Genomic DNA, 18,768 nt, shown 5'->3' on the forward strand with positions numbered 1-18,768 from the left:
ATAGTTGTGAAATAACAACTTTTTTCTGTTAATCAGCGGTATCGGTAGGTATGGCTCACTCACGACGGTCGGTGCTGCGGCGCGGCGCAGGGCTCGCGGCGACCGGAACGGCAGTGTCGCTCGCGGGCTGTTCCGACGCCACGACCGGCGACACGGGGGAGTTCGATGCCGGATACGCCGCCTTCTTCACCCTCAACGACTGGGCGAACCAAGTCGCCGGCGAGCACGCGACGTTCGAGGACCCGGTCAGCGTCGGGCAGCTCGGCCACGGGTGGACGCCCGACGGGACCCTCGCCGCCGACGTGGCTGCGACGGACGCGTTCGTCTACCTCGACAGTTCGGAGTTCTCGTGGGCGCAAGATCTGGCGGCGACGCTCGAATCCGACTACGATACGGTCGCCGTGATCGACGGGCTTGCGGGGTTGGAAGATGAACTGCTTGAGTGGGACCACTCGCACGGCGACGGGGAAGGTGATACTCAAAGCGACGGGGAAAGCGCCAGCCACGACGACGAGGAAAACCACAATCACGACGACGAGGACGGAAACGACGGCGGGCGGTACGATCCACACGTCTGGGTCGATCCGGTGCTCGCGGGCGATATCGTCGACACTATCGCGTCAGGACTGGCCGAGGCGGACCCGGACAACGCCGACGACTATGCCGACAACTCGGCCGCGTACATCGATGAACTCGACGCAGTCGACGCCGCCTTCGAGTCGATCGCGGAGAACGCCGCGCGTGACGTGGCGGTCATGGCGGGACACAACTCCTTCCAGTACGTCGAGGCGCGGTACGGGGTTCGGTTTCACTCGCCAGTCGGCGTGTCGCCGCAGAACGAGCCAACTCAGGGCGAAATAGCCGACACGATCGATCTCGTGAACGCGGAGGAGATCGACGTAATCTTGTACGACCGGTTTCAGTCGCCGAGACTCGCCGAGTCGATCGTCGAAAACAGCGACGCCACCGAGGCAGCCCCCGTCACGCCTGCGGGCGGGACGACCCGAGAGTGGAACGACGCCGGGTACGGCTATCTCGAACAGATGACCGAGATCAACGTCCCCGCGTTCGAACGAGCGTTCGACGCGCAATGAGCGGGACAGAACCGCCTCGTCGGCCGACACGCAGAGGGTTCGGCGACGGACTAAAAGAGCTAAACGTGCGGACGACTCAAGTGAGACACACGCAGTGAGCGCGATTGTCGACCTCGACGGTGTGACGTTCTCCTACGGCGACACGGTCGCCGTGAGTGACGTCTCTCTGACGGTCGAAGAAGGGGAGTTCCTCGGTCTCGTCGGTCCGAACGGCTCCGGAAAGACGACGCTGCTCCACCTCATGCTCGGGCTCCACGAGCCCGACGAGGGCTCCGCCGAACTGTTCGGTCGTCCCGTCGACGAGTTCGACGACGGCGGCCGGATCGGCTACGTCTCGCAGAAGGCGACGAGCCGGGGCGGCGCGATGCCGGTCACCGTCCGCGAGTGTGTCACCATGGGACGGTTCGCACACGCCGGCCGGGGGCGGCTCTCGACGGCCGACCGCGCCGCCGTCGCCGACGCGATCGAGACGGTCGGTATCGGGAACCTCGCAGACCGGCTCGTGTCGGAGCTGTCGGGCGGGCAGAAACAGCGCGCGTACATCGCGCGGGCGCTGGCGAGCGACGCCGACCTGCTCGCGCTCGACGAGCCGACGGTCGGCGTCGACGCCGAGTCGCGCGACGCCTTCTACGCCCTCCTCGACGAGCTGAACGACGATGGGATCACCATCATCCTCATCGAACACGACATCGGCGTCGTCACCGACCGCGCGAACCGCATCGCCTGTATCAACACCGAACTGTACCACCACGGCGACACCGAGTCGTTCGTCGAGAGCGACGCCCTCGCAGAGGCGTACGGCACGGCCGGACAGGTCGTCCACCACCACCACTGATGAGCGGGGAGACGCAGGCGGACGGCGAGGATCGTTCCCGATCCGACCGCACACGCCCCGACCGGGGGCTCCGCCGGAGCGCGGAACTCGTCGGTATCGGAGCCACGGCCGTCGTCGCGGTCGGGATGCTCGGGTTCGTGCTGCTCTACTGGGCGCAGGACCTCCCGGTGGCGAGCGAGTTATACGCCGCGTTTCGGTCGCTCGGCCGCGGGATGGACGCCGCGCTCGGGACGAACGTGTTCCGACATCCGATCATGTGGCAGTCGATGGCGACCGGGGTGCTCGTCGGGGTCGTCGCCCCGCTCGTCGGCTCCTTCCTCGTCCATCGCGAGATGGCGCTGATCGGCGAGACGCTCGCACACACCGCGTTCGCCGGGGTCGCGATCGGCATCCTCGTCACCTCCGCGACCGGATGGAACGGCTCGCTGCTGCTGGTCGCGCTCGTCGTGGGTATCCTCGGCGCGCTCGTGGTCCAGTGGCTCACCGAGCGAACCGACGCCTACGGCGACGTGCCGATCGCGATCATGCTCAGCGGGAGCTTCGCGGTCGGCACTCTGCTGATCAGTTACGGCGACGGACTCACCGGGGTCAACATCCAAGGGTACCTGTTCGGGAACCTCGCCGTCGTCACGCCACAAGGGGCGCGCCTGATGGGTGCGCTCTCCCTGCTCGTCGTCGCGGGCGTCGTGCTGACGTATAAACAGCTGCTTTTCATCACCTTCGACGAGCAGGCGGCGCGAGTCGCACAGTTGAACGTCACCGGCTACAACACGTTACTCGTGGTGTTGACGGCCGTCGTCGTCGTCGGCGCGATGCAGGTGCTCGGCGTCATCCTCGTGGCGGCGATGCTCGTCGTGCCCGTCGCGGCCGCCTCACAGCTCGCCCGGAGCTTCCGCGAGACGATGTACCTCTCCGTGATAATCGGGCAGCTGTCGGTTATCGGCGGATTCGCCGTCTCCATCGGTCTCGGGCTCCCCTCCGGCGGGTCGATTGTCGTCACGGCGATCGCCGTCTACTTGGTGAGCATCGCCGCGTCCGGCTTCTCGGTGACGGCGATTTCGGCACACGGTTGACATCCTCCCCGCGCTGAAGCGCGAGGATTCCCACGGCACCGCGCCGCTGGGGTGGGATATTGTGGTTTACGACGTTACCCGTTCTTGAGGCGCGAATGCGCCAGTTTCCGTGTCAAACAGGAACGTCGATGGCTGTGCCAACCAGCCGTTACTCCTATTCACCGACAGATTCGGTGAACTCGGAGATACTTTCTGCCGAATGTTCTCGGCACCGTTCACGTCTGCGTTCGCTACCGTCTCACACTCATCACACACGTACAATCCACGCTCGACACGATTTGCTTTCTGCTTGCGATCACAGCACGAACATGACTTCGACGTATCGCGCTCAGACACCTCCTCAACGGAGATGCCTTCCATCTCGGCTTTGTAGGTGAGCAGCTCCGTGAAGCGGTCGAACGCCCACGAGTGCAAGTCGAGGTTGCCATGCTTGCCCCAGTTCTTCGACTCATCGGTCTCGTCATCCTCACGGATACCGGAGAGGTCGCCGATCACTATCGTCCCAACACTCTCCTCAACACACCGCTGAACGATGTGTTTCGAGAGCGTGTGGAAGTAGTGGGTGCGACGAGCCGATTTTGTCTGATTCAGCCGTGTGGCTTGCTCAGAGGTCGAGTTATCACACCGAGCGAGCCCCTTGCTGAAGTAGTAGTCGTCTTGCTTCAGACAGTTTAACGGATACAGCTCGCTGTGTCCGTCTTCGTAGGCAAGCGCAGCGAAGTTGTTGATGCCGAGATCGATGCCGACAGTCTGCTTGCCGGGCGATTCAGAAACCTCGACCTCAACCTTACAGACGAAGTGGAGTTCCCACTCGTTGCCTGCCCACACTGCCTTCACTTGTTGGACGTTCTCCACGGTGGAGAGATCAACGTCGGGTCGCGTCTGGTATGTACAGAGGATGAAATCTGACCAATACTCTTTGAGGTTCGACCCTTTCGAGAGTCGGACGCGGTTGTACTGGGTGTCGAGTTTGAATCCGGCGGCTTTGAATGTCACCGTCGAGTGCGGGTGGTCGTCACCGTGTTTGCGGTAGCCGGGCGGGTTCGCTCTCGTATCTCCGTTGCGTCGTTTGCCGTACCAGCCGTTGAACGCCTCAGCGAGTTCTTGAAGGACTCGCTGACTTGACTGCGAATGCAGGTCATCATAGCGTTCGTGCGTTTTGAGGTAGGCGGTGAGTTCGGTGTGGTCTGGGATGTGACCGATTTCGTCCCAAATTCGGCTGCATGTCCACCGCCCGACGTTCCAGAGTTTCGAGGCTGCGAACCCGAGGGCGTCAAGGTCGTCTTGCACCTGTGGCTGGTTCCGAATGGAAGCAGTATAGGTGCGCGTGACGACCTGTTTCGCCATATGTAACCTATGTAGATGAAATTACTTGAAGGTGTGGATTACGCAGCGTGGAATATCCTCCCGTGCCATCGAATAGTGGATTAGAGAAGAGTTGTCGGATTCATCCCCGCGCTGAAGCGCGAGGCTTTCTCCTTGATTCTCCGTAAGACGACGATTCCCTTTCCACAGACCCTTATGTCCCGCCCGCGAGTGAGGCGTATGGGAGAGACGGAAACCTACACGCTCACCGGACCCGACGACACCGAAGAGTCGTTCGAACTGCCCGCAGGCCTCGTCGACGTGCTCAGCGAGCAGGGCGAGGCGTCGACGCGAGTCGTCAGCGACGTGGTCGTCCAGGCGATGGCACAGCAGGCGCACGTCATCGTCCACCACAGCGAAGGCGAGGTGCCGGAGGACATCGCAGAAATGGAAGAAACCGCGGCGGACCTGTTCGAAGAGCGGTTCGGCCAGTCGCTCGAAGAGGCGCTCGGCCACTCGCACTAATCTCGTTGTTCCGCGCCCGACCGCTCACCAAGCCTGCGATTGCGTCGACCGGCCGCTTAAGCCGACGCGACCCGTACGTACTCGCATGACCACCGACCCGGACGCGCCGGTGTTGATATTCGACGGCGACTGCCCGTACTGCTCCGTCGCGGCCCTCGCGCTCCGGCGGCTGGACAGCGTCGTCGCGGTGCCGTGGGCGGCCGACCCGGTCGGCCCGTTCCTCGACGCACAGTTCGGGTCGCGGCCGTTTGCGATGGTGCTCGTCGATCCGGCGGAGCGACAGGTGTACGCCGGACGCTCGGCCGCCGAGGAGTTGGCCGACCGCGCCGGCACGCCGGGCATCGTCGGCGGACTCGTCCGCGACAACTACGACCGGATCGCCGACGCCGTGGGGACCCTCTCCGGTCGCGGTCGCGACCCCGACGACGTTCACGACACCTACCCACTCACCGACGAGGCGAGCGACCGCGTCGATGACCTCCGGCCGGCCGCGAGTGAGCCGCCGGAGGCGCTGTCGTGAACGGGGGTTCGGGCGGGTCAGACGACGTCTCTGGCCTCGACCCGGATACCGATTCCCGCGCCGACCCCGACGACGGCGGGACCTACACGCTCCTCGTCAAACTCGCCGGTTCGGCGACGATCGAGGTCGGTGCACTCGGCGAATTCCGGCTCTCCGCTGGCGCGTACGCGTACACGGGAAGCGCGCTCGGCGCTGGCGGGTTCGCCCGCGTCGCCCGCCACCGGCGGACCGCATGCGGGAAACACGACGTGCGCCACTGGCACGTTGACTACCTGCTCGGCCGTGACGACGTACGGATCGCCCGCGTCGTCCGAAGTATCGGCGTCGACGCGGAGTGCGCGATCGCAAAGCGGCTGCCCGCGGGGCCGGTCGACGGGTTCGGTGCTTCCGACTGCGACTGCGCGAGCCACCTCGCTGCGTTCGACGGTGAGACGGATCCCGCGTCGCTGGTCCGCGATGCGCACGCGTCGGTCACGCCATCGCCCGGCGATCGGGTCGACGTTGTCGCCGGTTCGGAACTGTCTCCTGACGGGTGACTCGCCGTCGCCGGTTCACAGATCGTAGCGTTCAGTCACCGCCCGTAGCTGCTCGCGTCGCCCCTCGATCGCGTCGTCACGGAGCGCCTGCTCTTCCGCCGTCGGCGCGGTCACGTCGGGGACGCGCGTCGGATTCCCGTCGTCGTCGAGCGCGACGAAGGTAAAAAACGAACTCGTCGTCGGACGCCGCTGACCCTCGCAGGGATCTTCGGCCTGCACGTCTATTTTCACGTCGAGGCTGGTGCGGCCGGTGTTGAACACGTACCCCTCGATCACGGCGACTTCGCCCATCTCGATCGGACCGATGAAGTCCACGTGGTCCATCGAGGCGGTGACGACCTCGTGGCCTGAAAAGCGCATCCCGGCGATCCCTCCGCAGATGTCCATCCAGTGGAGGACTGTGCCGCCGAGCGCGCGCCCGAGATTATTCGTGTCGTTCGGCAGCAGCATCTCTGTCATCTCGGTGTGCGACTCGGCGACCGTCGCGGTGCCGGGGTTCGTTCCCGTCTCGTCCATGCCTCGCGTCCGTCTGGCTGCGACTTGAACCTCCGGACTTGTGCCGGTAGCTCGGCGTCAGTCCCGGGAGCCGTCGTCGAACCGAACCGAGTCGGTCGGTCGACCCGCTTCGTCGATCACCGAATCTGCGACGACGATCGGACAGTCGATACGGACGGCGAGCGCGAGCGCGTCAGAGGGACGGGCGTCGAAGACGAACTGCTCAGGTTCACCGTCCTCGTATCGCTCGGCGTCGACCTTGGCGTAGAAGGTTCCGTCGCGGAGGTCGTCGATCCGGACTCGGTCGATCGCACCGCCGAACTCGGTGAGAATCTCGACGAGGAGGTCGTGGGTGAGCGGCCGGTCGAACGGCTCGCCTTCGAGCGCCGTCCCGATCGACTGCGCCTGATCGGCACTGACGAAGATCGGGAGGTAGTCGCCACGAACGGAGAGGATGACCGCCGGTACGTCGCCGCCGGGCGCGGATCCCGTCCCGACGCCGACGACCTCGGCTTCGTGTGTCATACCGGACCATCGGGGCGGCGACATGAATAGCTAACCCACGCGACGGGTCTGCGGTCACGCCGGACTCAGCGACCGGCGCGCCAGTGCCAGTACGCCCACACGACGGTGAACACGAGCGCGGCACCGACGAAGAAAACGACACCGGGCTCCAGAAGTGAGACGGCGTAGTCTGCGAGCGGGTCGGTGACATACTCAACAGTCCCGTCAATTCCGTCTCCGCCACCGGATCCGCCACCGAATCCGCCATCGCTTTCGATCGACGGGCTGTCTCCGCCCGCCGCGTCGTCGCCGCCGGAGGTTGTTCTCGACACGCGCACGGTCGGGCCCGCCACGGAGAGAACCCGCTGTGCCGCGACGGCCGCGAGGCCGATGATCCCGTATCCGCCGAGCAGGCGCATGAGGGCGGTCTTGATCCCGCTTGACGATTCGCTGCCGCCGGCGAACAGCACGAGCGGTTCGTCCGCGGCGGCGTACACGTCCATCTCGCGACCCTTCTCGGAGTAGGTCGTATCGATCACGTCGACGAGATCCGCGTCATCGAGCTTTCCAAGGTGGTACTGGACGTTCTGCAGCGAGGTGTCGACGGCGGCGGCGAGCTCCGACTTCGTCGCCGGTTCGTCGTGGAGTCGCGTGAGAATTTTGCGGGCCGTCTCGGAGCCGAGTGCGGCGATGAGATCGTCCGCGTCCTCGTCGTCGACGCCGACCACACGCGGCTCTTGGTCGTCCGGAGTTCGGTCCGGCAGGGAGGGCAACAGCCGGGACATACGCCCACCTCTACCCCGTGAGAATACAAGTGTGTTGGATCGGTGACCGGACGAGCGCGGCGAGACGGACGAACCACCGGCACACCGGAGCGAGCGCATCACGGCACACCGGGGCGAGCGCATCACGGCACACCGATGCGAGCGCACTATCGACTCACAAACCCTAAACGCGGCGACGGAGTAGGGCGTGGCAATGACAGAGACGCCAGGGGACGCCGAGGGACGGTCCTCCCCCCCGACGGCGACCGACTCCCCGGCGAGCCAGTCGGCGGATCCGGCGACGGGCTCCGTGACGGTCGTCGGGACCGCGCACGTCTCCGAGCGCTCCGTCGACGAGGTCGAAGAGACGATAGAGCGGGAGCGCCCCGATGTCGTCGCCGTCGAACTCGACGAGGGGCGATACCGCCAGATGCAAGGCGAAACGCCCGACGATCTGGATGCCGGCGATCTGCTCAAAGGGAACACTGTCTTCCAGTTTCTCGCGTACTGGATGCTCTCGTACGTGCAGACGCAGCTCGGCGACCGCTTCGACATCGAGCCGGGAGCCGACATGCGCGCGGCCATCGACGTCGCGGAGGGACTCGGGATCGACGTCGCCCTCGTTGACCGCGACATCCAAACGACGATCCAGCGCTTCTGGGCGCGGATGTCGCTCACGGAAAAGCTTCGGATGGTCGGCGGGCTGGCGTTTGGAATTACGGATCCCCGGATCGTCGGCGTCGTCGTCGGGCTGTTCGTCGGGATCCTCGCCGGACCGGTCATCGGGCTGTTCGGCGGCGCACTCGGGATCTCAGACGCACTGTTGACAAGCGTCGCCGGCGGCGTGCTCGCGGCAGTCGGGGTCGGCCTCGTCGTCGATCAGGTCGGAAAGGCCGGACTCTCCCCCGATGCACGGCTTTACGCGGCGAGCGCGCTCGGCGTCGGGTCCGGGATCGTCGTTGCGGCGTTCGGGCTCGCGGATGGACTCGTCGCGGCGTATCTCGGCGGGTTCATCGTCACCGCTATCGGGAGCCTCGGACTCGGACTCGCGTTCGGGCTCACGTTCGGCGTCGTCGTGGCCGCCCTGCTCGGACTGGCCGGGAGGGGCGGAAGCGACACCGAATATGAGGGGATCGAGGGGCTCGATGTCGACGACCTCACCGACGCCGACGTGGTGACCATGATGATGGAGGAGTTCCGCCAGTTCTCGCCGGGCGGCGCGGAGGCGCTCATCGACGAGCGCGACGCCTTCATCGCCCATCGGCTCGTCGCGCTCCGCGAGGCCGGCCACGACGTCGTCGCGGTCGTCGGTGCCGGCCACCGCGAGGGCATCGAACGATACCTCACGAACCCGTCGTCGCTTCCCCCCATGGCGGACTTGGTCGGCCGCGAAGACGGACGAGGGTTCCCCTGGAAGAAGCTGATCGGCTACGGTATCACGGTCGGGTTCGTGGCGTTCTTCGTCCTGCTCGCGCTCGCCGGCGTCGAGAACGCCTTCCTGTTCCGGCTGTTCGGCGCGTGGTTTCTGATCAACGGCGTCTTCGCGTTCGCGTTCGCCAAGATCGCCGGCGCACGCTGGCTGTCCGCCGGCGTCGGCGGTGCCGTCGCGTGGATGACCTCGATCAATCCGATGCTCGCTCCCGGCTGGTTCACCGGCTACGTCGAACTCCGGACGCTGACGGTGAACGTCGGCGACATCGGGACGCTTAACGACCTGCTCTCGGACGAGGCCCTCTCGCCGAGCGACCTCGTCTCGGCGATGCTCGACGTGCCGCTGTTCCGACTCATCGTCGTCGTCGCGATGACGAACGTCGGCAGCATCGTCGCGAGCTTCCTCTTCGCCGTGTACGTCATCCCCGCGATGTTCGGGGCGGAGGTCGGCGGCGTCGACGAGGTGAGCCGACTGATGATCGAGGGTGCGAGACGCGGTGCCGAACTGGTCGGAAACGCAGTCACGGGGGGAGCATGAGCGGGACACCGCAGGGGCGGCGGATCGGCGGACTGTACTTCAGCGGGACCGAGATCCGGGACCTGCTCGTGGCGTGGCTCGCGCTCGGCGTCGCGTTCATGTTCTTCTTCGTCGGCGGGTCGGCGGGGATCGGTCGGATCGTCGCCGCCGGCGTGGTCGCGCCGCTCGCGGTCGCGCTCTCGACCGCAGGCGTCGCGTTCCTTCTCCACGAACTCGCACACAAAATCGTCGCGGTTCGCTACGACCAAGTCGCCGAGTTCCGCGCCGACACGAGCATGCTCTTTCTCGCCGTGATGAGCTCGCTCTTGGGATTCATCTTCGCCGCGCCCGGTGCGGTCCACCACCGCGGACGACTGACGCCCCGCGAGCACGGCCACATCGCGCTCGCGGGTCCGGCGGCGAACGGCGTTCTGGCGCTCGTCTTCCTCCCGGCGATGGCCGCCGGCAGTCTGGTCGGGAGCCCGATCCTCTCGCTCGTCGGCGCGCGCGGCGTGGCCATCAACGTCTTCCTCGCCGCGTTCAACCTGATCCCGTACGGCCCTCTCGACGGCAAGACCGTGCTCGGGTGGAGCAAGCCGGTCTGGATTGTGTCCTTCGTCCCCGCCGTCCTCCTTGCCGTCGGACTCGTGTTCGTCGGCGGGCTCGGGTTCGGCGGCCCGTTCTGAGGACCGGCGCGCGCTCGTCGGGAACGGTGCGTTTTTGCTCCACGAGCGTCCCTCGACACACATGACAGAGGGCGAGGACGCCGAAAAGGAGCAGGACGACGCCGTACCCGACGAGGAACTCACCTACGCCGACGCCGGCGTCGACATCGACGCGAGCGAGGCGGCGACCGCGGCGCTGGTCGGGGCGGCCGGCGGCGACGTGACGGGCGAGGGGACCGACAGCGACTACGCCGGGTTGATCGACATCGGCGACCGCTACCTCGCGCTCGCGACCGATGGCGTCGGGACGAAGCTACTCGTCGCCGAGGCGCTCGGCGACTACTCGACGGTCGGGATCGACTGCATTGCGATGAACGTCAACGACCTCGTCGCCGCCGGCGTTCGACCCGTCGCCTTCGTCGACTACCTTGCCGTCGAAGAGCCCGACGAGCGGTTCGCAGAGCAGGTCGGCGAGGGGCTCTCCCGCGGCGCAGAACTGGCCGACATGGCCCTCGTCGGCGGCGAGACCGCGGTGATGCCGGACGTTATCAAGGGACTCGATCTGGCCGGCACCTGCGCCGGGCTCGCGCCGAAAGACGGGGTGTTCGAGGGATCGGCGCGGCCCGGCGACGCCCTCGTCGGCTGGCGCTCCTCCGGAATCCACTCGAACGGGCTCACGCTCGCTCGCGAGGCCGCAACGCGGGATCACGCGTACGACGATCCCTTCCCGTTCGACGGGTACGACACGGTCGGCGAGGCGCTACTCGAACCCACCAAAATCTACGCCAACCTGCTCGGTCCGCTGCGGGACCACGCCGTTCACGGCGCTGCCCACATCACCGGCGGCGGCTGGACAAACCTCGACCGGCTCGGCGACTACCGGTACGTCGTCGACGACCCGTTCGACCCGCATCCCGTCTTCGAGTTCGTCCAGTCGGAGGGAAACGTCTCGGGCGAAGAGATGCACCGGACTTTTAATATGGGAACCGGCTTCGTCGCCGCCGTGGACGAGACGGATGCTGGTGCGCTGGCCGAGGCGGCGGACGGACGCGTGATCGGCCGCGTCGAGGACGCCGACGGCAACGAGGGAAGCGTGTCAATACGCGGACTGGAGCTGTAAGGTAGGAACTGAGCTGTAAGGAATGATCGCGTGTTCTCAGCCGGCGAATGGCGGCTACGTCGCCTCTGCGTCGGCGTCCGCCGTCGGTGTCGCATTCTCGTCCGTGGCCCCCGCCGCGCCGTCCGACTCGGCTTCGGTGGTTTCGCTCTCGCTGTCGTCGCCGTCAGATGTCTCCTCCTCGTCGCCCGCAGACGCCTCCTCGTCGTCCTCAGACTCGCTCGATGGGGTGTTCGACGGCTCTCGATCCACTTCCTGAACGAGCTTCATCTCGCCGCGTGCACGGAGTGTGCCGTCTATCTCGGCATCCTCGTGCACGACGAGGTCACCGGCGGAGATGTCGCCGAGCACCCGCGCGCCGGCCTCGACGGTGACCGTCCCGCCGCGGGTGGTGACATCGCCGTGGATGACCGTGTCCGCGCCGACCGTGATTCCCTCGCGAGCGCGTAGGGACCCGAACACCTCGTTGCGCTCGCCGACGCGGATCGACTCGGCCCGGATGTTCCCGTGGAGTCGACAGTCGTCGCCGACGGTTGCCGGCGTCGAGACGCGCCACGCGTCGTCCGATATCTCGGCACCGCGAGGGACGAGCAGGGGGTCGCGCACGTCGTCACCGTCGGCGAGCGCCGTCGCAAGTTCGTCTGCCGCATCGGTCTCACCGATCCGCAGGAGCTGTGAGAGGACGATGAAGTAGAAGACGAGCGTGGGGACCGGGTTTCGAATGACGATCCACCCGTTCGCCTCGAACCCCTCCTCGATCGTCACGTCGTCGCCGATGTCGAGGTCGCCGGAGACCATCAGCTGGCCGGTGACGGTCACCCGCTCGCCGATGTACGCGTCTTCGCCGACGAGCACGTTGCCGTCGACGGAACACCACGTGTCGAGCCGACAGTCGCCTTCGGCCTCGATGTCGCCCCCGACGCTCACGCGCTCGCCGATGGCGACGTTGCGTCCGCGGAGCCCGAACTCGACCGTCGACTGACTTCCCACGAGCACGTCGCCGTCGATGACGAGATCGTGTTCCTCGACGGTCGTCCCGGACGGGACCGCGAGCTTGTCTATCGGATCGCCTCCTCGCAGCGACACACCGAGAGCACACCCTCCGCACCTATAAACCGTGTGGGGAGTCGGACGCGCGTCGGACGGCGCGGAATCGACGACAAACCGCGTGTGGATCTCTCTCGATGCGGGAGGGGGCCGCCATCCTTATGAGTCCCGGTGAGAAGGCCTCAATATGGGATTCGGATCGTACGACGAGAGCGAACAGAAGGACCAAGACGTCGACACCGACGACGACGGAGCCGTGAACGTCCACGAGAACGACCACGACGGCGAGGTCTCCATCGAGGGCGGAGCGTCGACCGACGACCTCGTCGGTCGTCTCTCGGAGATGAAAGACGACTCCCACGAGGAATAGCTCTCGGGCACTTGGGTGGCGGCTCTAGCAGCGTGCGCCACTCGACCGCGAACGCGTTCACTTTTATCCCGTCGGAGGCTACGATCGCTCATGAGCACTGACTTATCATTCACTAGAGACGGAGTCGATGTCGTCTACGAGGGAACCGAGTTCGAACTGGAGAAGGACCTGATCGAGGAGGCGACGGGGAAGGGGTACCGCGACGTCACCGACCACGAAATTCTGCAGATCGTCGCGGAGGACCCGACCCTCGACGGCGAACCTGTGCGGATCGGCGACGTGTTGTAGGAATACTCCGTTCGCGCCAACCGAGCCACAGCAGTACGACTTTACCACTCGACCGACTCGGGCCGGTATGGATCCGCGGCAGACGCTCTCGGCGCTCGTCGGCTCGAAGAGACGCATGGCGCTTCTCGGACTGCTCGTCCTCGGAGGAGCGATCGGTGGGGGGTTCGCCCTCGGCTTGTTCGGCGTGCCGAGCGTCGCGGCAGTCGACAACACCTTCGGCGGGGTGACAAACGAGACGACCGATATCGAGACGGACCTGACGGTGTCGAACCCGAACCCGGTCGGCGTCGGACTCGACGGCGTCGCCGTCGACTACACGATATCGATGAACGACATCGAGATGGCGCAGGGCGGTCGCGAGGGGGTCCAGATCGGGACCGGCAACTCGACATTGCGGTTCAACACCAGCCTCCAGAACGACGACATCCCCGCTTGGTGGGTTAGCCACGTCCGCGACGGCGAGCGGACGACGGTACGGATCGAGGCGACCGCCACTTCCGGGTTGCTCGGTCGCGGCGTGGATTTCTCGCAAACCCGCGAGATAGAGACCGACCTCCTCGGGGCATTCACCTCTGACGAGACGCGGCCGGTGAACGCCGACAGCGCACTCGTCGACGATCCCGTGTTGTACGTCAACGAGACGCAGGCATCGTGGGGGTCTGTGAGCGAATCGGAGACGCCGATCGACATGGCGTTCACCGTCTACAATCCGAACTTGGAGCCGTACGCGATAACGGAGATTGGCTACACCGTCACGATGAACGACGTCGAGATGGCGACGGGACGGACCGAGGAGGGATACGTCATTCCCTCGCATAGCACCGAAACGATCGAACTCACGGCCGGGCTCCGAAACGAACGGCTCGACGAGTGGTGGGTGACCCATCTCGACGAGACGGTCAACGGCCATCAGGTGAGCGACCTCCGGATCGACTTCTATGCCGTGGTCGAACTCCCCGGTGGCCAAGAGGTCACGGTCCCCCTCGACGAACTCACCTACGAGGAGACCGTCGAGACCGATATCTTCGGCGAAGGAGAAGACGTGCGAGACGGCGACGCGAGCGGAGACGGATCCGCTGGCGACGACGGGTCTACCTCCGACGACGGGGGCACAGACGACGAGAGCGGCGGCAACACCGACGGATCGACTGACGGGACGGACGATGGAACGGACGAGGACGAGAATACGACAGACGAAACTGACGACGAGAATACGTCTGACGACAACACCACAGACGACGGCGGCCAGACGGACGGCGGCGTGTTGCCGCTTTGAGTCAACTGGTCCAGTTCGGTCAGTAGTGGTGGTCTTCCAATACGTCGCGGTCGCTCTAGAGATTCCGGCAGGTAGTGCAGAATACCCGCTATCGAGTATGATCTTCGCCGAATCAGACAGATGTGTCTCAAAGTGGTTGGAACCCGAGATAATGGGGCCGGAGGGATTTGAACCCCCGATCGACTGATATCTCCGGTGCGCCTCGGAACTCCAGAGGGTCGTCAACACGACCGATGATCAGTCGGCCGCTCGGTATATCAGTCTGGAGTGTCGTCCCGGGCGCGAGCCTCTGGAGTCAGTCGCCATGCCTGGCTTGGCCACAGCCCCACGCGTGATCTCGCGTTAGCACGTTGCCGAAACGCAGATAAAGGGGTTTCGATCACGGCCGATCGGGAGACGTGAACGTGACGAGTTCACGTTTACAGCCGTCCCGACCATCTCGGCGTCACTCCCGATCGTCGGCGCTCCAGTCGCACTCCTGACATTTGTATCCCGTGACGAACTCGGTCACGCTCGGCATGTAGCCCACCGAGATGACGTCGCCGCCGCACTCCGGGCATTCACGATCGGCATCCGTGATAGACTCCGCCTCTAGCACCGACTCCCCTTCGACGAGCTCTGCGAGCTTCTCGGGCGTCACCATCCGCCCCTGCACGACGCGGTTTGACATAGCTGGTGTACACTGTCCATCACCTAAATACCGGCGACACGGACAGGTCGGATCACACGAAACGGAGATTGGCGACGATCGCCCGACCTATAGCCACGGTGCCCGCGAGTCGTCCTCGGCGAACGGGTCCGTCCCGTCGGACTCGTCGCCGGTCCGCGAGGGCTCGTCACCGTCTGCGATGCCGTCCGCGGGCGAAGACGCGCCATCGTCTGCCGCCGCGGCGTCCGAGGGTGCGTCGTCCGTCTGATCGGCGTCGTCTTCCGCGGACGGACCGGCGTTCGGGTCGTACGCGAACAGCGTGGTCACGGCGAGCACCGCAAGCGCGATCGGCGCGTCGGTCTGCATGAGTTCGAACGGCCCGAGCAGGATCGGAAGCGCGAGCACGCCGAGCGCGACCGCGGATCCGAAGCGGAACCGATCGATGTCGACGCGTCCACGGAGGTGCGGTGACAGCACCGCGATCGCCAGCGCGAACGCGACGCCGACGCCGGCCGCGGCGGCTCCGTTGAGTACGTACTCCGGCGACGTCTCGATCGCGAAGCCGGTGGGCTCGAAGCTCGCAACGAGTCCGAGCGCAATGATGATCCCGGGACTCGGCAGGTGTTCGCCGATCTCGGAACTGGCCGTCTTGGCGGCGATCGTGAGGATCACGAGCCCGGCGAACCGCTCGAAGACGGGGAGATTCAGGAATCCCCGGAAGGTGGGTGCGAACGCCGCCTCGATCGCGGCGAGCGGAATGATGACCGCGCCGATCAGGAGCACCGATGAGACCATCTGTCTGCGGTCGCCGTCCATCTCGGCCAAGATGACGGCCGCAGTCGCTGACCCACCGAAGATCAAGATTCCGGTCTCGACGACGCCGGTCGCCGTCCCCATGACGCCGGCGACGACGAGGGCCGGGAAGATCCCGTCGACGAGCGGGAGCACCATCACGGTTGCCAGCAGCTTCGTCGCGCTGCCGACTCGTCGCTCTAGGCGGAGGGCGACTGGATGACGTGAGACGCTCATTCAGGGACGATATCCCTGACCGAGGGGAAGACGGTGGGAAGCGGACGACCCGCGATAGCCGAGAGCCCGGCAAACGGAGTCAAATCCGCGGGCGGCCCGACGAGCCCCTGTAAACCATTTGTGCGTATTGCCGGCTGTAAAGGCGGTGCCGAGATCATAGATCGGCTGGCCGGCGATACGCATGGTCACGAGACTGTCGGTGTCCATGAACGTAATATCAGTTTCGTCCGCGTTAAAGATTGTGTGAGATGAGTCCGCACACGGAATCAATTCTTTTGAGATAAGTTCCATTCTCGATGGGGATGCAATCCCAAATTCGGTTTCATACTGGCGATTCGACACCGTATCACCGATCAGCCGACAGATATCCGATCCTTGGAGATACTGGGTTGGCGCGTCCCGCCGGGCCCTCCCGGCTGATGCACTATCATGCATTATTCGGTAGTTTGGATGGTAACGACGTACACATCTGTGCTGACTCGCAACGCTTTTTATCGGGGGGTCACGACGGTTTATATGGCGACAGATTCTGGTCAGTTCTCCGCGAAGCTGGACGTTCCAGAGGCGTTGACGTTCGACGACGTGCTCCTCCGTCCCAAAGAGAGTCGGGTCGAACCCGACGACGCCGACCTCTCCGCACGCGTCTCGAAGAACGTCGAACTCACCGTTCCGGTCCTCTCGGCGGCGATGGACACCGTCACCGAGAGCAACCTCGCGATCGCGATGGCTCGCGAGGGCGGGCTCGGCGTCCTCCACCGAAACATGACCGTCGAAGAGACCGCGGCGGAGGTCGAGCGGATCAAGCGCGCGCACGAACTCGTCATCCGCCGCGAAGATGTCGTGACCGTCTCGCCGGACGACACCGTCCGCGAGGCAGACACGCTGATGGAGCGGGAGGGCGTCTCCGGGGCCCCGGTCGTTGACGACGCCGACACCGTGCTCGGAATCATCTCCGGGACCGACATCCGGCCGTACCTCGAGGTCGGCGAGGACGACGCGGTTCGTGAGGCCATGACCGACGAGGTCATCACCGCCCCGGAGGACGTCGACGCCCGTGAGGCACTTGAACTGATGTACGACCACAAGATCGAGCGGGTCCCGCTCGTCGCCGACGGCGACCGCCTCGTTGGCCTCGTCACGATGCAGGGAATTCTCCAGCGGCGCGAACACGAGGAGGCTGCCCGCGACGACGACGGGCGGTTACTCGCCGGAGTCGCTGTGGGCCCGTTCGAGGAGGAGCGTGCGGTCGCGGCCGACGAGGCCGACGCCGACGTGATCTTCATCGACTGCGCGCACGCCCACAACCTCAACGTGCTCGACTCGGCGCGAGCGATCAAAGAGACGGTCGACGCCGACGTTGTCGTCGGAAACATCGGGACGCGAGAGGCCGCCGAGGCTGCCGTCGACTTTGCAGACGGGCTGAAAGTTGGCATCGGTCCGGGATCGATCTGTACGACGCGCGTGGTGAGCGGCGCGGGGATGCCGCAGATGACGGCGGTGTCCGAGGTCGCAGACGTGGCGGTCGAACACGATGTTCCCGTGATCGCCGACGGCGGAATCCGCTACTCGGGCGACGCAATCAAAGCGCTCGCGGCGGGCGCGAACGCGGTCATGCTCGGTTCGTACTTCGCCGGGACCGACGAGGCACCGGGACGCGTCATCACGATGCAGGGGAAAAAGTACAAGCAGTACCGCGGAATGGGGTCCGTCGGAGCGATGAAGTCTGGCGGCGGCGATCGCTACCTGAAAGAAGAGAGCGAAGACGAGGAGTTCGTCCCGGAGGGCGTCGAGGCCGCGACGCCGTACAAGGGCAGTCTCGCCTCCGAACTCCACCAGCTCACGGGCGGGGTGTGCTCCGGGATGGGGTACGTGGGCGCGGAGACCATTCCCGAACTCCACGAGCGAGCCGAGTTCGTCCGTGTCTCCAGTGCCGGACAGAGCGAGAGTCATCCCCACGACGTGATGATCACCGACGAGGCCCCGAACTACAGCCCGAACGAGTGAGTGAGCGAACGCCGCTTTCGACGAATGCCGGGAGGCGAAACCGGCGACGCGGGCCAGAAAAGGTATTTTAATATACTCCGCGCAGAGACGAATCGTGTGAGCGAACACCTCGTCGCTCCGGTCATTCATGAGTGAGCAACCGCCGCTCGTCCTTGTGGTCGAGGACGAGCCCGACTTGGCCGACCTGTACGCCGCGTGGCTCAGCGACGAGTATCGCGTTTTGACCGCGTACGGCGGACAGGAGGCGCTCGATCAGATCGACGAGGCCGGCGAGGTGGACGCGATTCTTCTCGACAGGCGGATGCCCGGACTTTCCGGCGACGAGGTGCTCGCCGCTGTCAGAGAGCGCGGGATCGAGTGTCGCGTCGCGATGGTTACCGCGGTCGAACCGGACTTCGACATCCTGAAGATGGGATTCGACGACTACCTCGTGAAACCCGTCACGAGCGACACCCTCCGCGAGACGGTCGACGGCCTGTTGCGCCGCGGCGAATACGACACGGACGTGCAGGAGCTGTTCTCTCTGACCTCGAAGAAGGCGATACTGGAGACGGAAAAAAGCGCCACAGAACTCGCGGACAACAAGGAGTACCAGAACCTGACGGAGCGCATCGAGGAACTCCGAGCGAAGGCGGACGAATCGCTTGAGGCAGCGACCGAAGACGACGATTTCGAGCGGCTGTTCAGCGAGTTCGACACCAAAGAGTGACTGGCGGTCAGGACG

22 protein-coding genes and 1 tRNA gene are annotated in these 18,768 nt (G+C 65.3%); 14 read left to right on the top strand and 9 right to left on the bottom strand.

The annotated features are described in order from the left end of the window. The first annotated feature begins 50 nt into the window (after positions 1 to 50). The 3 genes from NO887_RS07180 to NO887_RS07190 all read left to right on the top strand — a co-directional run bounded on the left by NO887_RS07180 (position 51) and on the right by NO887_RS07190 (position 3,002). Positions 51 to 1,094 (top strand): metal ABC transporter substrate-binding protein, encoded by a 1,044-nt coding sequence (locus tag NO887_RS07180; RefSeq protein WP_256417793.1) that lies wholly within the window; start codon positions 51 to 53, stop codon positions 1,092 to 1,094. 94 nt (positions 1,095 to 1,188) lie between these two features. Next, entirely contained in the window at positions 1,189 to 1,929 is a 741-nt protein-coding gene (locus NO887_RS07185) for a metal ABC transporter ATP-binding protein (RefSeq protein WP_256417794.1), read from the top strand. Then, complete coding sequence (locus tag NO887_RS07190) at positions 1,929 to 3,002, top strand: metal ABC transporter permease (RefSeq protein ID WP_256417795.1); 1,074 nt, start codon at positions 1,929 to 1,931, stop codon at positions 3,000 to 3,002. Before NO887_RS07185 ends, NO887_RS07190 begins: the two co-directional genes overlap by 1 nt. 66 nt (positions 3,003 to 3,068) lie before the next feature. Here the strand turns inward: NO887_RS07190 and NO887_RS07195 are convergent, their stop codons facing one another. After that, positions 3,069 to 4,349 (bottom strand): RNA-guided endonuclease InsQ/TnpB family protein, encoded by a 1,281-nt coding sequence (locus tag NO887_RS07195; protein ID WP_256417796.1) that lies wholly within the window; start codon positions 4,347 to 4,349, stop codon positions 3,069 to 3,071. Between the two features lie 198 nt (positions 4,350 to 4,547). Here NO887_RS07195 and NO887_RS07200 point away from each other — a divergent pair, with 198 nt between their 5' ends. The 3 genes from NO887_RS07200 to NO887_RS07210 all read left to right on the top strand — a co-directional run bounded on the left by NO887_RS07200 (position 4,548) and on the right by NO887_RS07210 (position 5,888). Continuing rightward, positions 4,548 to 4,832 (top strand): DUF7545 family protein, encoded by a 285-nt coding sequence (locus NO887_RS07200; RefSeq protein ID WP_256417797.1) that lies wholly within the window; start codon positions 4,548 to 4,550, stop codon positions 4,830 to 4,832. A gap of 85 nt (positions 4,833 to 4,917) precedes the next feature. Next, a complete protein-coding gene (locus NO887_RS07205) occupies positions 4,918 to 5,352 on the top strand; it encodes a thiol-disulfide oxidoreductase DCC family protein (RefSeq protein ID WP_256417798.1) in 435 nt (144 codons plus the stop codon). Between the two features lie 119 nt (positions 5,353 to 5,471). Continuing rightward, positions 5,472 to 5,888: a GIY-YIG nuclease family protein gene (locus tag NO887_RS07210; RefSeq protein ID WP_256418010.1), complete on the top strand. Its 417-nt coding sequence runs from the start codon at positions 5,472 to 5,474 to the stop codon at positions 5,886 to 5,888. Between the two features lie 15 nt (positions 5,889 to 5,903). Here NO887_RS07210 and NO887_RS07215 read toward each other — a convergent pair whose 3' ends face one another. The 3 genes from NO887_RS07215 to NO887_RS07225 all read right to left on the bottom strand — a co-directional run bounded on the left by NO887_RS07215 (position 5,904) and on the right by NO887_RS07225 (position 7,672). Further along, positions 5,904 to 6,404, bottom strand: coding sequence for an acyl-CoA thioesterase (locus NO887_RS07215; RefSeq protein ID WP_256417799.1), 501 nt, complete (start codon positions 6,402 to 6,404; stop codon positions 5,904 to 5,906). A gap of 57 nt (positions 6,405 to 6,461) precedes the next feature. After that, entirely contained in the window at positions 6,462 to 6,908 is a 447-nt protein-coding gene (locus NO887_RS07220) for a bifunctional nuclease family protein (protein WP_256417800.1), read from the bottom strand. 65 nt (positions 6,909 to 6,973) lie between these two features. Then, positions 6,974 to 7,672, bottom strand: a complete 699-nt coding sequence (locus tag NO887_RS07225; protein ID WP_256417801.1) for an ArsR/SmtB family transcription factor — start codon at positions 7,670 to 7,672, stop codon at positions 6,974 to 6,976. Between the two features lie 193 nt (positions 7,673 to 7,865). On the opposite strand from NO887_RS07225, the gene NO887_RS07230 reads away from it, so the two are divergent. The 3 genes from NO887_RS07230 to purM all read left to right on the top strand — a co-directional run bounded on the left by NO887_RS07230 (position 7,866) and on the right by purM (position 11,384). After that, the gene (locus NO887_RS07230; protein WP_256417802.1) at positions 7,866 to 9,620 is read left to right on the top strand and encodes a TraB/GumN family protein; all 1,755 of its coding nucleotides are present in this window, start codon (positions 7,866 to 7,868) and stop codon (positions 9,618 to 9,620) included. After that, on the top strand, positions 9,617 to 10,285 hold the full coding sequence (locus NO887_RS07235; protein ID WP_256417803.1) for a zinc metalloprotease: 669 nt from the start codon (positions 9,617 to 9,619) through the stop codon (positions 10,283 to 10,285). Before NO887_RS07230 ends, NO887_RS07235 begins: the two co-directional genes overlap by 4 nt. A 61-nt stretch (positions 10,286 to 10,346) precedes the next feature. After that, complete coding sequence (purM, locus tag NO887_RS07240; protein ID WP_256417804.1) at positions 10,347 to 11,384, top strand: phosphoribosylformylglycinamidine cyclo-ligase; 1,038 nt, start codon at positions 10,347 to 10,349, stop codon at positions 11,382 to 11,384. A 54-nt stretch (positions 11,385 to 11,438) separates the two neighbouring features. On the opposite strand, the gene NO887_RS07245 is transcribed toward purM, so the two are convergent. Next, positions 11,439 to 12,467, bottom strand: a complete 1,029-nt coding sequence (locus NO887_RS07245) for a polymer-forming cytoskeletal protein (protein WP_256417805.1) — start codon at positions 12,465 to 12,467, stop codon at positions 11,439 to 11,441. A 148-nt stretch (positions 12,468 to 12,615) separates the two neighbouring features. Here NO887_RS07245 and NO887_RS07250 point away from each other — a divergent pair, with 148 nt between their 5' ends. From NO887_RS07250 to NO887_RS07260, 3 genes are all read left to right on the top strand, one after another. Then, positions 12,616 to 12,798 carry a DUF5786 family protein gene (locus tag NO887_RS07250; RefSeq protein WP_256417806.1) on the top strand — a complete coding sequence of 61 codons (183 nt, stop codon included), beginning with the start codon at positions 12,616 to 12,618 and terminating at the stop codon, positions 12,796 to 12,798. Between the two features lie 90 nt (positions 12,799 to 12,888). Further along, a complete protein-coding gene (locus NO887_RS07255; RefSeq protein ID WP_256417807.1) occupies positions 12,889 to 13,086 on the top strand; it encodes a DUF5800 family protein in 198 nt (65 codons plus the stop codon). A gap of 67 nt (positions 13,087 to 13,153) precedes the next feature. After that, positions 13,154 to 14,362, top strand: coding sequence for an LEA/WHy family protein (locus NO887_RS07260; protein ID WP_256417808.1), 1,209 nt, complete (start codon positions 13,154 to 13,156; stop codon positions 14,360 to 14,362). 152 nt (positions 14,363 to 14,514) lie between these two features. Here the strand turns inward: NO887_RS07260 and NO887_RS07265 are convergent. From NO887_RS07265 to NO887_RS18795, 4 genes are all read right to left on the bottom strand, one after another. Further along, a tRNA-Trp gene (locus NO887_RS07265) sits at positions 14,515 to 14,689 on the bottom strand. A 118-nt stretch (positions 14,690 to 14,807) separates the two neighbouring features. After that, positions 14,808 to 15,032 (bottom strand): DUF5795 family protein, encoded by a 225-nt coding sequence (locus NO887_RS07270; RefSeq protein WP_256417809.1) that lies wholly within the window; start codon positions 15,030 to 15,032, stop codon positions 14,808 to 14,810. An 87-nt stretch (positions 15,033 to 15,119) separates the two neighbouring features. Next, a complete protein-coding gene (locus NO887_RS07275) occupies positions 15,120 to 16,040 on the bottom strand; it encodes a DUF5794 domain-containing protein (protein WP_256417810.1) in 921 nt (306 codons plus the stop codon). Further along, the gene (locus tag NO887_RS18795; protein ID WP_465262001.1) at positions 16,041 to 16,475 is read right to left on the bottom strand and encodes a DUF8099 family protein; all 435 of its coding nucleotides are present in this window, start codon (positions 16,473 to 16,475) and stop codon (positions 16,041 to 16,043) included. Positions 16,476 to 16,556: 81 nt separating this feature from the next. Here NO887_RS18795 and guaB point away from each other — a divergent pair, with 81 nt between their 5' ends. Beyond that, positions 16,557 to 18,044 (top strand): IMP dehydrogenase, encoded by a 1,488-nt coding sequence (gene guaB, locus NO887_RS07280; protein WP_256417811.1) that lies wholly within the window; start codon positions 16,557 to 16,559, stop codon positions 18,042 to 18,044. Between the two features lie 127 nt (positions 18,045 to 18,171). Continuing rightward, positions 18,172 to 18,753 (top strand): HalX domain-containing protein, encoded by a 582-nt coding sequence (locus NO887_RS07285; protein WP_256417812.1) that lies wholly within the window; start codon positions 18,172 to 18,174, stop codon positions 18,751 to 18,753. Positions 18,754 to 18,768 lie beyond the last annotated feature (15 nt).

Origin of the sequence: Halorubrum laminariae (assembly GCF_024494655.1) — an archaeon.
GTDB classification, from domain to species: Archaea; Halobacteriota; Halobacteria; order Halobacteriales; family Haloferacaceae; genus Halorubrum; species Halorubrum laminariae.

Excerpts from the sequence above, each read along its gene's own strand:
- NO887_RS07180 (WP_256417793.1), top strand. The coding sequence starts at position 51 with ATGGCTCACTCACGACGGTCGGTGCTGCGGCGCGGCGCAGGGCTCGCG.
- NO887_RS07190 (WP_256417795.1), top strand. The coding sequence starts at position 1,929 with ATGAGCGGGGAGACGCAGGCGGACGGCGAGGATCGTTCCCGATCCGAC.
- NO887_RS07195 (WP_256417796.1), bottom strand. The coding sequence starts at position 4,349 with ATGGCGAAACAGGTCGTCACGCGCACCTATACTGCTTCCATTCGGAAC.
- NO887_RS07200 (WP_256417797.1), top strand. The coding sequence starts at position 4,548 with ATGGGAGAGACGGAAACCTACACGCTCACCGGACCCGACGACACCGAA.
- NO887_RS07205 (WP_256417798.1), top strand. The coding sequence starts at position 4,918 with ATGACCACCGACCCGGACGCGCCGGTGTTGATATTCGACGGCGACTGC.
- NO887_RS07215 (WP_256417799.1), bottom strand. The coding sequence starts at position 6,404 with ATGGACGAGACGGGAACGAACCCCGGCACCGCGACGGTCGCCGAGTCG.
- NO887_RS07220 (WP_256417800.1), bottom strand. The coding sequence starts at position 6,908 with ATGACACACGAAGCCGAGGTCGTCGGCGTCGGGACGGGATCCGCGCCC.
- NO887_RS07225 (WP_256417801.1), bottom strand. The coding sequence starts at position 7,672 with ATGTCCCGGCTGTTGCCCTCCCTGCCGGACCGAACTCCGGACGACCAA.
- NO887_RS07230 (WP_256417802.1), top strand. The coding sequence starts at position 7,866 with ATGACAGAGACGCCAGGGGACGCCGAGGGACGGTCCTCCCCCCCGACG.
- NO887_RS07235 (WP_256417803.1), top strand. The coding sequence starts at position 9,617 with ATGAGCGGGACACCGCAGGGGCGGCGGATCGGCGGACTGTACTTCAGC.
- purM (WP_256417804.1), top strand. The coding sequence starts at position 10,347 with ATGACAGAGGGCGAGGACGCCGAAAAGGAGCAGGACGACGCCGTACCC.
- NO887_RS07250 (WP_256417806.1), top strand. The coding sequence starts at position 12,616 with ATGGGATTCGGATCGTACGACGAGAGCGAACAGAAGGACCAAGACGTC.
- NO887_RS07255 (WP_256417807.1), top strand. The coding sequence starts at position 12,889 with ATGAGCACTGACTTATCATTCACTAGAGACGGAGTCGATGTCGTCTAC.
- NO887_RS07260 (WP_256417808.1), top strand. The coding sequence starts at position 13,154 with ATGGATCCGCGGCAGACGCTCTCGGCGCTCGTCGGCTCGAAGAGACGC.
- NO887_RS07270 (WP_256417809.1), bottom strand. The coding sequence starts at position 15,032 with ATGTCAAACCGCGTCGTGCAGGGGCGGATGGTGACGCCCGAGAAGCTC.
- NO887_RS07275 (WP_256417810.1), bottom strand. The coding sequence starts at position 16,040 with ATGAGCGTCTCACGTCATCCAGTCGCCCTCCGCCTAGAGCGACGAGTC.
- NO887_RS18795 (WP_465262001.1), bottom strand. The coding sequence starts at position 16,475 with ATGCATGATAGTGCATCAGCCGGGAGGGCCCGGCGGGACGCGCCAACC.
- guaB (WP_256417811.1), top strand. The coding sequence starts at position 16,557 with ATGGCGACAGATTCTGGTCAGTTCTCCGCGAAGCTGGACGTTCCAGAG.
- NO887_RS07285 (WP_256417812.1), top strand. The coding sequence starts at position 18,172 with ATGAGTGAGCAACCGCCGCTCGTCCTTGTGGTCGAGGACGAGCCCGAC.